Origin of the sequence: Hydrogeniiclostridium mannosilyticum (assembly GCF_003268275.1) — a bacterium.
In the GTDB taxonomy this organism is placed as follows: Bacteria; Bacillota; Clostridia; order Oscillospirales; family Acutalibacteraceae; genus Hydrogeniiclostridium; species Hydrogeniiclostridium mannosilyticum.
In genome coordinates this window covers 14,144-28,133 of sequence record NZ_QLYR01000005.1, presented here as the reverse complement: position 1 = coordinate 28,133, position 13,990 = coordinate 14,144, and the positions used below count along the sequence as shown (strand labels likewise).

At 49.5% G+C, this 13,990-nt stretch carries 13 protein-coding genes; 4 read left to right on the top strand and 9 right to left on the bottom strand.

All coding sequences use genetic code 11. From position 1 onward, the window contains the following. Positions 1–17 precede the first annotated feature (17 nt). From ispG to pyrH, 7 genes are all read right to left on the bottom strand, one after another. The gene (gene ispG, locus DPQ25_RS08695) at positions 18–1,064 is read right to left on the bottom strand and encodes a flavodoxin-dependent (E)-4-hydroxy-3-methylbut-2-enyl-diphosphate synthase (protein ID WP_112332784.1); all 1,047 of its coding nucleotides are present in this window, start codon (positions 1,062–1,064) and stop codon (positions 18–20) included. A 93-nt stretch (positions 1,065–1,157) separates the two neighbouring features. Beyond that, positions 1,158–2,228: a M50 family metallopeptidase gene (locus DPQ25_RS08690; RefSeq protein ID WP_112332783.1), complete on the bottom strand. Its 1,071-nt coding sequence runs from the start codon at positions 2,226–2,228 to the stop codon at positions 1,158–1,160. Positions 2,229–2,278: 50 nt separating this feature from the next. Next, positions 2,279–3,427: a 1-deoxy-D-xylulose-5-phosphate reductoisomerase gene (locus tag DPQ25_RS08685; protein WP_112332782.1), complete on the bottom strand. Its 1,149-nt coding sequence runs from the start codon at positions 3,425–3,427 to the stop codon at positions 2,279–2,281. A gap of 95 nt (positions 3,428–3,522) precedes the next feature. Next, a complete protein-coding gene (locus tag DPQ25_RS08680) occupies positions 3,523–4,338 on the bottom strand; it encodes a phosphatidate cytidylyltransferase (RefSeq protein ID WP_112332781.1) in 816 nt (271 codons plus the stop codon). Continuing rightward, a complete protein-coding gene (locus DPQ25_RS08675) occupies positions 4,339–5,064 on the bottom strand; it encodes an isoprenyl transferase (protein ID WP_112332780.1) in 726 nt (241 codons plus the stop codon). A gap of 9 nt (positions 5,065–5,073) precedes the next feature. Next, positions 5,074–5,628: a ribosome recycling factor gene (gene frr, locus DPQ25_RS08670; RefSeq protein WP_112332779.1), complete on the bottom strand. Its 555-nt coding sequence runs from the start codon at positions 5,626–5,628 to the stop codon at positions 5,074–5,076. 4 nt (positions 5,629–5,632) lie between these two features. Then, entirely contained in the window at positions 5,633–6,346 is a 714-nt protein-coding gene (pyrH, locus tag DPQ25_RS08665) for a UMP kinase (RefSeq protein WP_112332778.1), read from the bottom strand. A gap of 255 nt (positions 6,347–6,601) precedes the next feature. Here pyrH and DPQ25_RS08660 point away from each other — a divergent pair, with 255 nt between their 5' ends. The 4 genes from DPQ25_RS08660 to tsf all read left to right on the top strand — a co-directional run bounded on the left by DPQ25_RS08660 (position 6,602) and on the right by tsf (position 9,421). Further along, positions 6,602–7,120, top strand: coding sequence for a ferritin family protein (locus tag DPQ25_RS08660; RefSeq protein ID WP_112332777.1), 519 nt, complete (start codon positions 6,602–6,604; stop codon positions 7,118–7,120). A gap of 78 nt (positions 7,121–7,198) precedes the next feature. After that, positions 7,199–7,492 (top strand): YlmC/YmxH family sporulation protein, encoded by a 294-nt coding sequence (locus DPQ25_RS08655; RefSeq protein ID WP_242978269.1) that lies wholly within the window; start codon positions 7,199–7,201, stop codon positions 7,490–7,492. Positions 7,493–7,623: 131 nt separating this feature from the next. After that, on the top strand, positions 7,624–8,373 hold the full coding sequence (rpsB, locus tag DPQ25_RS08650; RefSeq protein WP_112332775.1) for a 30S ribosomal protein S2: 750 nt from the start codon (positions 7,624–7,626) through the stop codon (positions 8,371–8,373). Positions 8,374–8,503: 130 nt separating this feature from the next. Further along, complete coding sequence (tsf, locus tag DPQ25_RS08645) at positions 8,504–9,421, top strand: translation elongation factor Ts (RefSeq protein ID WP_112332774.1); 918 nt, start codon at positions 8,504–8,506, stop codon at positions 9,419–9,421. Between the two features lie 197 nt (positions 9,422–9,618). Here the strand turns inward: tsf and DPQ25_RS08640 are convergent, their stop codons facing one another. Beyond that, positions 9,619–12,804, bottom strand: a complete 3,186-nt coding sequence (locus DPQ25_RS08640; protein WP_112332773.1) for a UvrD-helicase domain-containing protein — start codon at positions 12,802–12,804, stop codon at positions 9,619–9,621. A 301-nt stretch (positions 12,805–13,105) separates the two neighbouring features. Continuing rightward, positions 13,106–13,990, bottom strand: a complete 885-nt coding sequence (locus tag DPQ25_RS08635; protein WP_112332772.1) for a glycyl-radical enzyme activating protein — start codon at positions 13,988–13,990, stop codon at positions 13,106–13,108.

Sequence of the window (13,990 nt, the reverse complement as noted above, 5' to 3'; positions counted from 1 at the left end):
TCATGTAAATTTCCAGTTTATTCATCCATCTGTTCAATTTCAGCTAAAAGTGCATCTACAAGCTGTTCCTCCGGCAGTTTTCGGATTATCTCACCCTTTTTGAACAGTAAGCCTACACCATCCCCACCAGCAATACCGATATCGGCCTCCCGCGCCTCCCCCGGCCCGTTCACCGCACACCCCATGACCGCTACGCGAATATTCTTTTTACAGCCCGCAAGCCTCTTTTCAATCTCATCTGCAATTTGAATCAAATCAATTTTCGTCCGCCCGCAGGTAGGGCACGATACGATTTGTACCCCCTGTCCCAGGCCCAGCGCCATCAATATATCATGTGCTGCCGCAATTTCTCGCACCGGGTCTGCCGTAAGCGAGACCCGGATGGTATCCCCGATTCCGCGTTGCAGCAGCGAACCGATTCCGATCGCCGACTTGATAAGCCCCATACGTTCGGTTCCCGCCTCCGTAACACCCAAATGAAGCGGGTAATCACAACGCTGAGCGCAGTATTCATAGGCCTTGATCATGGTATCTACGTTGGAGGATTTAATGGACAGTACAATATCTTCAAAGTCAAACTTCTCCAGCAGTGAAGCGTGATACAGCGCGCTTTCAACCAGCGCCTCCGGGGTAGGGCCACCGTACTTTTCCAGCAGACACTTTTCCACTGAACCGGAATTTACGCCAATACGAACCGGAACCTGGTTCTGTTTACATGCCTCCGCCACCTGCTTCACGCGGTCTTCTGCGCCGATGTTCCCAGGATTAATTCGGACCTTGTCTACCCCCGCAGCGATAGAATCCAACGCCAGGCGGTAATCATAGTGAATATCGGCGACAATCGGGACGGACACTGCTTTTTTCAGCGCAGGAATCAACGCCACCGCCTCTTTATTCGGCACCGCCGTACGAATCAATTCACAGCCGGCTTGCTCTAAAGCCACCGCCTGCTGAACATTTCCCTCGATATCGCCTGCACACACATTGAGCATGGATTGAATTCTGACAGGGGCGCCGCCGCCCATATCCAGATTGCCTATTTTTATTTTCCGCGATTTTCTCATTCTGTCTCCTTCTTTATTGATAAGGTATGGCCTCAGATGGCCGAACAACGCACAAAACCCGGACAACCTTGTCCGGGCCTGCCTTTATTTTGCTTACCCAATGCCGCTGCCCGTAACTAGGCGCATAATATCGCTAAAAGTGACGATCACCATCAGCGCCATCAGCAATACAAATCCAGCGGCATTAATCCAACCCTCATATTTGGGATTGATCGGCTTTCTGCGAACACCCTCGATGATTAAGAAGATCAAGCGTCCGCCGTCCAGAGCTGGGAGAGGCAGCAGGTTGACAACCCCCAAGTTTACAGAAATAACCATCATCATATATAAAATATTGTTGAATGCCTGCAGGAAGCCCTGCTCTAGTCCCGCTGAAGCCACCTGTCCAATCGCACTAGCGGCGCCGACTGGACCGGCCAGTTCATTAAAGCCAAAGCGTCCGGTCAAAAGTCCTACTAGACTGAACCAGACCATTCGGATTGTCGAAACCGTATCCTGAAAGGTTTTTGTGATGATAGAGCCAAAATTCTTTTCAATCCGGGCAACCTTAAAATCCAGCCGTAGAATCGGTTTTCCATCTTCGCCCTGCTCACTGTTCATTTTAATATTTTCAAATACCAGGCGCTTCCCCTCACGCTCCACCTCAAAATCTATGGCATCCGGGTTTGCCGTCGCCAGCGCAAAGCTTAGATCCTGGTAGCAATTGATATTATAACCATCTATTTTGACAAGCTGATCTCCCAGCTGCATGCCCGCCGCCTGGGTCGGCGAGTCCTCTGCAAACTCCGCCAAAGTAGTAGAGCCAAAGGCCGGCTGCTGAACAACAACAATAAACATTAGGATTAAACCCAAAACGATGTTCATCACCGCGCCCATCACAACGACTAAGATCCGCTGCCATACCGGGCGGCTCCCAAAGGAGCCTTCCTCCTGGCTTTCGCCGTCTTCCCCCTCCATGGCGCAATAGCCGCCAATGGGCAGCAGGCGCAGCGTATATTTCGTTTCCTTTTTTCCAAATTGGAAAATTTTCGGCCCCATGCCGATCGAAAATTCATTGACACGGATTTTTGAGAGCTTTGCCATGAAAAAATGGCCAAACTCATGAAAAAACACGATAAATCCAAATAACAAAACCGCAATCACAATCAGGAGAAATTGCTGCATACCTTCACCTCTCAAAAATACTTGTGCCGCATACAGATAAAATTAAATGCCTATATTGCCTCCAGCACAAAGCGACGCGCCCGTGCATCCGCCTCCAGAATATTTTCCAGTGTCACAGGCTTACTGTCCTCCTTTTCGCCGGCTACCGCCTGAGCAACCAGATCCCCAATTTCTAAAAAAGAAATTTTCCCCTGAAGAAACAACGGGACAGCCGCTTCATTAGCACCGTTCAACACCGTTGGAGCAAGCCCCCCGCGTTTCAGTGCCGTTTTTGCTGCGCGCAGGCAGACAAAAGTTTCCTCATCCGGCGCACAAAAGCTGAGGCTCCCACAGCGGATCAGATCAAGCTGTTCTACCGGCGATGGCTCCCGTTCCGGGTAGGTGACTGCATATTGAATGGGAATCCGCATATCCGGTACGCCGAGCTGGGCAATCACGGAAAAGTCCGCATATTCCACCATAGAATGAACAATGCTCTCCCGGTGCACCAGCACGTCAATCCGGTCGGCAGGGACATCAAACAGCCATGAAGCCTCTATGATCTCCAACCCTTTATTCATCATCGTTGCACTGTCAATCGTAACCTTTGCTCCCATGCTCCAGTTCGGGTGGCGCAACGCCTGTTCCGGAGTAACGCACGTCAGTTCTCCTCGTTTTTTGCCAAAAAAAGGGCCGCCCGAGGCAGTCAGGAGGAGCCTACGCACCTCTTGCGTACGCCGGCATCCCTGCAGGCATTGAAAAATAGCAGAGTGCTCGCTGTCCACCGGGTATACCGTCACTCCTTGCTTCCGGGCTTCTTTTTTAACCAAAGCTCCACCCGCAACTAATGTTTCCTTATTGGCAAGGGCTATATCTTTACAGGCGTGAATAGCAGCTAACGTTGGCTCCAGCCCCGCCAGGCCAACCAGCGCATTACACACCAGGTCGGATGCGGCGTATGAAGCTGCCTCCAGAACCCCTTCTTTCCCCTGCACAACACGCGTTTTTGTGTCTGCCACCGCAATGCGAAGCTGTTTTGCAGCATCTAAGTCAAAAACCGCAACAAGTTGCGGTTTAAACTCTCTGATTTGATTTTCCAATAAAGAGATATTTCGATTTGCTGCCAGCGCACAAACCGAAAGTCCCAGCTTTCTCACGACATCCAGCGTCTGCGTGCCGATGGAACCGGTAGAACCCAAAATTGTCAAACAATGTTTCATTATCTTTCCCCTGTTATTCCACATCATTCAAGCGAAACTTCGTCCATTTCAAAAATATGCCATCGCTGCCCCCATTATGAGCTGCGCTTAATAAATCAGCAAATAATTGGCAGCATACGAACCACCAATAAAACAAAAGGCGCAACAAACACGACACTGTCAAAACGATCCATCACACCGCCGTGCCCAGGAATCAGCTCACTAAAATCCTTAATATGGCAGCTGCGTTTAATCAGTGAAAAGCTCAAGTCTCCTAATATAGAAAGCGCCGCACCGCCGGCGCCAATAATGAAAAGCGGCAGATAGGAAACCATTACAGAATAAAACGCCGCCTGAAAAACAGCGCCAAATACCAGCATGGCTGCGATGTCCAGTACAAAACCGCCAATTGCCCCCTCAATCGTTTTTTTAGGGCTGATGTTGGGGCAAAGCTTATGTTTTCCCCATAAGCTACCCGCGACAAAGGCACCTACATCGGCAACCCATGCCGCAAAGATGGCAATGATCACATAAAACATGCCGTGCTCGCCGCCATAACGCCGGACCGCAACCAACGTCTTTAGCGCTGTCGGAACTAGGAGCGTCATACTGTAAAGGATTCCTACTTCACGAAAAGTAAAATGCTTGTGCTGAATAATCAGCACTGTGAAAACTACAACGGTATACGCAAAATAAGTCAACTCCAGAAAAAAGCCCGGCTCTAAAAAAGGAAGAGCACCGGCGAACAGCAGGCTAGGCCCCAACAGAAACCACCGCTGGTTCATCCCTAACGCATGGTAAAGCTCGTAAATTGCTAAAACGGCAATACAAGCAACCATAATATTGAGCGCCAATGGAAATGAACGGTTGAATATCACAACAGCTGCCATAAACAGCACCAAGGTACAAGCCGAGATAATTCTGGATTTCACCTAAATTCCTCCAAAACGTCTATTGCGGCGGGCAAACTCCGCCAACGCCCAGTTCAAATTTTCCGGCGTAAAGTCCGGCCACAGAATATCCATTACCACATATTCCGTGTAGGCCGACTGCCATAATAGGAAATTACTAATCCGGTTTTCACCGCTGGGCCGGATAATTAGGTCCGGATCTGGTTGCCCGGCCGTATAGAGATTATCCGCAATCATTTCCTCTGTAATCTGCTCCGGGGCGAGCTCCCCTTGCTGAATTTTATGCGCAACTGCACGAACCGCATGAGTAATCTCCGCACGGCCGCCATAATTCATGGCAATATTCAGCACCATACCGGTCCTGTTCTTGGAAACCTCCCAGGTTTGCGCAATCAGCCGCTGAAGATTCGTAGGAAACACCGAGGTATCGCCAATAAAACGAACCTTGATATCATCGTTGAGAAAATCACGGAGAGATTCTTCCAAATACTGCCGGAATAGTACCATCAAAGCGGACACCTCTGCCGCCGGACGTGACCAATTCTCAGTTGAAAAGGCGTAAACCGTTAAATATTTGATGCCAATGGAGCTGCAATAACGGGTTATGCGCTTAAAATTAGCCGCCCCCTCTTTATGGCCGGCTGGACGCGGCAGCCCGCGTTTTTTGGCCCAACGCCCGTTTCCGTCCATAATAATCCCCAGGTGCTGCGGCAGAAAGTCCGGTACCAGTGTCGTTGCATTTTCCATAAGCCCGCCTTAAATTTCCATAATCTCTTTGTTTTTCTTTGTTTGAATGGCATCGATTTCCTTACAGAAACGGTCTGTCAGCTCCTGTGTTTTCTTTTCGGCCTTATTGAGGTCATCCTCCGTCAGCTCGGAATTTTTCTTCATTGTCTTCAGTTTATCCATTGCATCCCGGCGGATATTGCGCACAGCAATTTTGCTCTCTTCCGCCATTTTGGAAATTTCTTTCGCCAGCTCCTTGCGGCGCTCCTCTGTCAGCTGCGGAAACGTCAAACGGATAACCTTGCCGTCGTTCTGCGGATTGATGCCAATGTCAGAGGTCTGAATCGCCTTTTCAATGGCCTTTAGAACCGATCCGTCCCAAGGTTGAATAGTCAGTACGCGCGCCTCGGAAACAGACACTGCAGCAAGCTGGTTGATTGCTGTCGGCGCGCCATAATAGTCCACCATAACCTTATCCAAAATGGCAGGGTTCGCGCGGCCTGCACGGACGGCCGCATAATCCTCTTGAAGGACCGATACGGTTTTATTCATATGCTCTTCTGCTTTTGCCAAAACTTGTTTCATGTTTTTATGCCTCCTCTTTTACAATCGTACCTACTTTATCACCACAGACAGCTTTTACAATATTCTGCGGTTCATCAATATTAAACACCAGGATCGGGATTCCGTTGTCCCTGCACAGCGTCGCGGCGGTGCTGTCCATAACCTGAAGGTTGCGGTTCAGCACATCCATATAGGTCAGCTCGTCATATTTGACTGCATTGGGGTTCTTTTTAGGATCGCAGTCATAAACACCGTCCACCATTGTTGCCTTCAAGATAATATCCGCGTCAATTTCCGCTGCACGCAAGGCCGCGGCAGTGTCCGTTGAAAAGAAAGGGTTGCCTGTACCACAGCCGAAAACAACCACTCTCCCCTTCTCTAAATGCCGGACCGCACGGTTTCTGATATAGGGCTCGGCAATTTCCTGCATGGAAATTGCCGTCTGAACCCGAACCGGAACACCAAGCTGTTCTAAGGCATCCGCTACGCCAAGCGCATTAATCGTGGTCGCAAGCATACCCATATGGTCGGCTCTGGTGCGGTCCATTTTGCCGCTGGAGCGCCCCCGCCAGAAATTGCCTCCTCCAACAACAACCGCCAGCTCCAGCCCCATTGCAACGCTTTGCCGGATTGGCTCACAAATTTTCAATACCGTATCAAAGTCGATTCCATAAGACTGCTTGCCCGCCAGGGATTCCCCGCTTAGCTTTAACAGGACTCTCTTATATTTTGGTTCCAATCAAAACACTCCCGTATTCGTTATTTAACAGCAGATTTCCAAAGTAAGGAAAACCAATTATTGTGTTTATTTTACAATATCGACCGGATAAAGTAAAGCCCTAACTTCATAATCCGTTCAGATATATTCCCCCGGAGCTGGTCCTTATTCTGTGACAAACGCATTTTAACAAAACAGGACTGTCCGCATCTTTTCTTTGCCTGTCATACGAAAAAAGCAATATTCATATAAATAAGTTTAGAGGGGGAGATTGATATGGAGCAAAACAACCGTGCAAAAGAACAGGAGACGGCGGAAGCACTGAATATACAAACAAACCGGCCCAACCGCCTTTACGGCCGCATGATGCTCGACAACCTCGGCGGCAGAAACTCTGAAATGTCTGCCGTCAGTCTGTATCTCTATAATTCCATGGTTGCCTATCAGCACAAGGAGGTTGCCGGGGTCTTCCGTCAAATTGCCGTTCAGGAAATGCAGCACATGCAGGCATTCGGACACATCGCACTTCAGATGGGTGAAAATCCACGCCTGTGGAGTGCCGGCAGCCGCGGTGAAATGGTATACTGGAGCCCTGGCTACAACAAATATGCCCGCGAAACCCATAAGCTAATCTCGATGGCAATCAAGTCTGAAAAAGCGGCGATTGAAAAATACAGCCGCCAACTGAATCAGATCCAAGACGATGGAATCTATATAGCCCTTCAGCAAATTATTCTGGATGAACAGAGCCATGTGGAGATTTTGACCAAGCTTTACCGGAAATATTCCGTCTGACCCCGGGCAGATAGCCCGCAGCAGGCCGGTTCCGCATTACACCCGGCCTTACATTTTCATTTCGAGGGGGGTTGTTCCGTGAGATGCAGGGTTGGCGATATGCGCCATAAAGAGGTCATTAATATGAAGGACGGCAGTCGCCTGGGCGCCGTATGCGATGCTGAAATTGACACAAACACCGCAAGCCTGACGGCCATTATCATCTATGGGCGGTTAAAATTTCTCGGTATTATGGGCCGTGAGGACGACATTGTCATCGGCTGGAAGGATATTGAGGTCATTGGTGAAGACACCATTCTGGTAAATTATCAGGAATGCTATAAACCCAGGCGGAAAAAGGGCTTTTTTTCATCAATATTCAGCGGCGATTAACCCCTTGCTTTTTCATGTACATTATGGTATAATTCTTAAGAAAACGCACGCCGTCGCCGGGTGGATGGTCCCTTTCGCGGGTTTCACACCCCAAAACAAGCGCGGTGGAGGCAAACCAAGGAGGTAAAAAAATGGCAGTAGTATCCATGAAGCAACTTTTGGAGGCCGGTGTCCACTTTGGCCACCAGACAAGAAGATGGAACCCCAAGATGGCCGCTTATATTTTTACTGAGCGCAATGGGATTTACATCATTGACCTGCAGAAAACCGTTAAGAAGCTGGAAGAGGCTTACAACTTTGTGCGTGAGGTCTCAATGGACAATAAGTCCGTTCTGTTCGTCGGCACAAAAAAGCAGGCTCAGGAATCCGTAAAAGAAGAGGCTCTGCGGGCCGGCGCTTATTATGTAAATGCCCGTTGGCTGGGCGGCATGCTCACCAACTTCCGCACCATCCGCCGCAGAATTGACCGTTTGAACCAGCTGAAGGCGATGGAATCTGACGGGACTTTCGATATGCTCCCCAAGAAGGAAGTTGTTAAACTGAACCTGGAAATCGAAAAGCTTGAAAAATTCCTGGGCGGTATTAAAGAGATGAAGCAGCTCCCCGGCGCCCTGTTTATTGTTGACCCACGCAAGGAGAGAATCGCCGTAGCCGAAGCAAAAAAGCTGGGCATTCCGATTGTTGCTATTGTTGACACGAACTGCGACCCGGATGAGATTGACTATGTAATCCCCGGAAACGACGACGCAATCCGTGCTGTAAAGCTGATTTCCGCTACTGTAGCGAACGCTATTATTGAAGGCAGAGAGGGCCAGACCGAGGCCGTTGAGGAAGCCGAAGCGAAAATCAACGAGAACGAAGAAGAGACAACCGCAGAATAACACGGTTGATTGCGGAGAGGCACGTCAATGGAGCATTGGCGTGCTTTTACCGGTTAAAGGACGTTTTTTACTGGTCCTCTTCCCTTTTGAGGTCCAGTCTATTGTAATTTTGAAATGGAGGAACACGTAAATGGCATTTACAGCAAAAGATGTTGCCGACCTGCGCGCTAAGACAGGCTGCGGTATGATGGACTGCAAAAAGGCACTCACCGAATCCAATGGAGATATTCAGGGAGCGATTGATTATCTGAGAGAAAAAGGCTTGGCCGCCGCCACAAAGAAGGCAGGCCGTATTGCTGCCGAGGGTATGGCCTATGCCGCGCTTTTTAATAACGAGAAGGTCGGTGTTGTTATTGAGGTCAACGCGGAAACCGACTTTGTTGCCAAGAATGCAGAATTTCAGGCCTTCGTAAAGGTTTGCGCGCAGACCGTGGCCGACAATAACCCGGCCAACCTGGATGCCCTGCTGGCCTGCACAGCCAGCGGCACCGATAAAACTGTCGATGCCCTGCTGAAGGAGAAGATTTTGGTTATCGGCGAAAACATTAAAATCCGCCGCTTTGACCGTTTTGAGGGCGTTCTTACTGATTATATCCACATGGGCGGTAAAATTGCCGTTATGGTTAAATTTGACACAACTGACGAGGCTGCTGCAAAGCCCGAGTTTAAGGAGTATGCCAAGAATATTGCCATGCAGATTGCCGCTGCCAACCCGCTCTATTTAAACAGCGCTTCTGTTCCCCAGGATGTTATTGAGAACGAGAAGAAAATTGCTACCGAGCAGGCATCCAGCACCGGTAAACCCGCCAATGTAATTGAAAAAATGGTTATGGGCAAGGTTGCAAAATATTTCAAGGAAGTCTGCCTGGTTGAACAAGAGTATGTGAAGGACAGCAAGCTGTCTGTTCAGAAATATACCGAAGAAGTTGGCAAAGAGCTGGGCGCGCCGATTTCCATCGCCGCTTATGTTCGTTATGAAAAAGGCGAAGGTCTTGAAAAGAGAGTAGATAACTTTGCCGAGGAAGTTGCCAGCATGATGGGCAACTAATTAAAATCGCAGAGTTCTGATGAAAGCAGAACCACCTCGCTGTAAGCGGCCTTAACGCCGTTGCAGCGAGGTGGTTTTTATTTGTACTTATTGCGCAATATCAATGCTCAAACACCTATTCAAAATTTGTTTCTTTTTTGAATGAGGCAACCTTTTATAAACGAAAATCATCTCACTCCCCGTGCCTTACCAGCTTATTAAAAAAATGTCAGCTGTTTTATCCTCGGGTTCGGTTTCAAAGCCTGTTCGACTTCCACATATGCTGTATCCAGCTCTTGAATATAAGGTGAGGGCTCAGAGGTATGCAGTAAAATCAACTCGTCCATTGCCCGGGTCATTCCTACATAAAATAAATGGCCCTCCTCTTCTTGATCCGTTTCTCTGTATGCGCGAAACGGAATTAAGTTTTTTTCGACGCCATACAAAATGACTACCGGGAACTCCAACCCCTTCGCCGCATGCAACGTCATCAGTGAAACCGCATCCGGCGAATAGCTGCGGCCACCGCGCATAAGGTCCCCCTCTTCTCCAAAAGTGATATTTTGAATAAACTCCGGCATCGTTTTATACAGCTCCGCCATACCGATCAGCTGCTCGCGCCACTTCATGCCTAAAAATTCTTCCGTCCTTTCCTTTACCAATGTTTCCGCCCTATCCTTCTTTAAGCGCAGACGAAATGCCTCCAGACCGCCGTCCAGGCCGCGCGCTTTTTCAGAAGTCTTTTTCAGCTGTAAATAGGCGGCTACCGAGGGTGTTTTTACGTTTAAATATTGCTCCAGAAGCCATTCTCGCTCTCGCTCTGGGATCTCTTCGTACTCCAGCGTCATACGCAAGGCCAATCTATCGGCCGGATTACATAAAAAACGGAAAAAGGCGATTACACGGCGGACAGCGGGATCTGAAAGAAAATCGTCCCGCCCTCTGACCAAATAAGGAATATCCTCCTTTTGCAGGCATTCCTCTAAAAGCGCCGCCTGTTGATTTGTGCGGTATAAGACAGCAATATCGGAAAAGCTTCGTTCCCCTCTCCTTTTCTTGCTCGCGTGCGCCTCCAGCATATCCATACCGCCTACCATCCCCGCAATTTCCTTGGCCACAAAAATTGCGCTGGAAAGGCTTGTCTCTGCTGAGACAAGCCGAACAGGGGCGCCGTCCCGGCGTTCTGCTCTTAAAAGGAACGGAGCCTCCCTATGGCGTTGAATAAAAGAGCCTGCACATCCGATAATTTCTGGTGTAGAACGGTAATTTTGAAGAAGTTGAATCTCTTCAATTTTCGGAAAATCCACCTTCAACGTTTGAAAGCAGGCCGAATCCGCTCCGCGGAAACCATAAATTGCCTGGTCGGGGTCACCAATTACAAAAAGGTTAGCGCCAGCCTCATGCCATTTTTTAATAAGCTGATACTGTACCGGATTGATGTCCTGAAATTCATCTACCAATAAATAAGTAAATTGCTTGAGCTCCTCTGTTTTCAGATGCCCCTTTTCCATAGCCTCAAGAACATTTAACAATAAATCGTCGTAATCCAATACCTCATAACGCGCCAGCGTGTCCTGATAGGACTGAAACGCCTCTTCCAATGCGGCATCCATTTTAATATCCAACTGGTTTTTTCTTTTGGAGAGCCGCTGCAAAAAAGCTTTGACGCTCATTTTAAGGGCAAAGCGGCCGATTACCTCCTCAGCTATGACCGCTGCCTCGTCCTCGCCTATAACAGAAAAATTTTTTCCCATATGCTCTAACAGCTGTAAACAGAGATTATGAAAGGTACCAATCGTAACCGCCCTTGCCATTTTACGGGTCTCCGGCTCCTTTTCCAGGCGCAGCTGCATCTCCTTAGCCGCCTGATTTGTAAACGTTACCGCCGTAATCTCTTCTGCCCGTACTCCCTTTTCGATTAGGTAGCAGATACGCCGGACCAAAGTCCTTGTCTTTCCAGTCCCCGGTCCAGCCGTCACTACGATCTCCGCAGCCCTGGACTGTACAGCCGCCAGCTGCTGGAGGTTCAGCTGTTCCCTATGCGCCGTCGTCTTTGGCCGCCTGCCCGCCAGTCTGGGTAATGCTTCCACCCGATCAGGCGCCGGTACAGGCCTACCCGTTTCCATGCCGGATTGTCTGCCCATCCCTTGAAATTCTATTTGCCCGGAAAAACGCTCGATTTCCTCCGCTGTCAAAAGGCCGACCTTTCCATATTCTCCGTCGAATCCAGGAGAAAGGTGTACCTCTCCTACCCGAAGCCTGCGAATACCCTCAGCAATACAAGGGCCCGCCTTTTGTTCCAGCTCAGTCAGCGGAGCCTCCAATAAAATATAAAGCTCCGAGCCTATTTTAGCAAGCAGCTCGTCACTTTGCCGTGCTGCTTTTACACCCCCCGGCGCAATACCGGTAGACGCCGCGATTACCTCTGGAAGAGGCGCAACCCGCCGGAACGCCGGGGCATCAGACGGACGATAACCCTCCGCACGGTCTGCCAGCTCCTCTACCCGGTGCAAAACGCCCACCGTAATTCTTTTGCCACAAACCGGGCATATTCCCTGTGCCTTGACAGTATCTCCAGGCTTCAGGCACACGCCGCAGTTGCGGTGCCCATCATAATGGTATTTTCCCTCCTCGGGGAAAAATTCTAGCGTGCCGCAAAAGCCATCCCCTTCCTTCAGCGCTCTCGCGATTGCAGGATAAGTGCGCTCTGTCTCTAAGGCATTTGCCTCGCGCGCTAGCTTTGCAGGAGAATGCGCATCCGAATTGGAGACCAGTCGATATCCGTCCAGCGCTGAAAGCTGCCAATTCATGGGCGGATCTGATGAAAGACCGGTTTCCAGTGCATGGATATGAGGGGTTAAATCTTCAAAGCATTCTTCTATTGTATCAAAACCAGAATAGGCGCCGAATAACGAAAAATGCGGCGTCCAAATATGTGCGGGAATAAAAATCCCCGTCGGGCAGACCTCCAGCATAAGCTCCAGCAGATCACGGCTGTCTAATCCCAGAATCGGCCGCCCGTCCGAATGAACATTCCCCAGCATTTCCAACCTATGTGCGAGTTTTTCTGCCGCCATTAAATCCGGCAGTAAAATCAGGTTGTGTACTTTTCCATTCTTTTTATAAATGCTGCTAATCTCACCCGAAACTAAAAAACGAGGGCTATCCTGTTCACCGGCCATATTACACGGCAGGCTGTGTTCCTTCTTCAAGCGATAAAGCCCTTCCTCTGCCGGCTCCAGCTTTTCAAGAAGCTCCCTGCGCCATTGCGGATGGGTGAAATCACCCGTTCCAATAACTGCCAGGCCTTTCTTCCTTGCCCATAAATCCAAGTATTCCGGCACACATTCCCGGCTTGTCGCCCTGGAGTATTTCGAATGGATGTGTAAGTCGGCAAAATACATTCTGTCACCTCGTTTAACCTTCTAATTTGTGGCTGATTTCGTCAACGTTTGCTCTTATCATACCATAAACAAGCCCATCCTTCAAATATCTCTTTGAAGGATGGGACGCTTATTTCCACCAATTTTACTGGATATGCGGAATTACAGGCCGGAACAAAAGAAATATGATGAACAATAAAGCGGATGGTTTATGAAAGGATATGGCTTTCCGGAAAGACAGGCACTTGACTCGCCATCAATACTCCTATTTACAAATATATTGCCGCGCTTATCAGTAGATAGAACCGATACACATTTACCATCATTCATTGTAAGCCAATCCCTTTAAGCGCTCTACCCAATCTGCATCCGGAATATACGCCTTGCCCATCTCCGCATGGCTAAGCATACCGACGGCCGTACGCTTCGAATTTCCGAATGGATGAAACGGCAATAAATCCACGCCCGCCGCATTGATTTCTCGGGCCAGCTGATACAGCCGGGCAACGTGCTGCCGGTTATCCTGTATGCCTTTCACCAGGATTCCGCGGATCACAATTTTACCAGGAAGCAACTGGGCGGCCTTGTGCAGGTTTTCAAGGATAAGCCGGTTGGAGCGGCCGGTATTTTTTTTATGGCGGGCATCATCCGTGTCCTTGACATCCCACAGCAACCAATCGCTCCACTTACAAAGCTCCGGCAAAAAAAGGGAAGGAAAATAGCCACAGGTCTCTACACAGGTGGTAAGGCCGCTCTCACTGGCCTTACGCAACAGTTCCAGGGTAAAATCCGGTTGCGCCATCGGTTCCCCGCCTGAGATTGTCAGGCCGCCCTGGCTTCCATAAAAGCTCACATCCCGCAAAACTACTGCTAAAGCCTCATCTACCGTCATCATGCTGCCGCAGACCTCCAGCGCTCCATAGGTGCAAGCCTCTACGCAGGCCATGCAGCGGCGGCAATCCTGAGCATTAAAACAGTGGCTGCCATCCTGCAGAACGTGACAACCAGCCGGGCACACCTGCCGGCAAGCACCACATCCAGTACAAAGCAGCGGGGTGAGCATCGGCTGCGCCCGGCTGTCCTTAGTCTCTGGGTTATGACACCAGCGGCAATCCAGCGGGCATCCCTTTAAGAAAACAACCGTCCGCACACCAGGGCCATCGTGTACGGAAAAGCGCTGGATATTCGTCACCATTCCCGACACCAT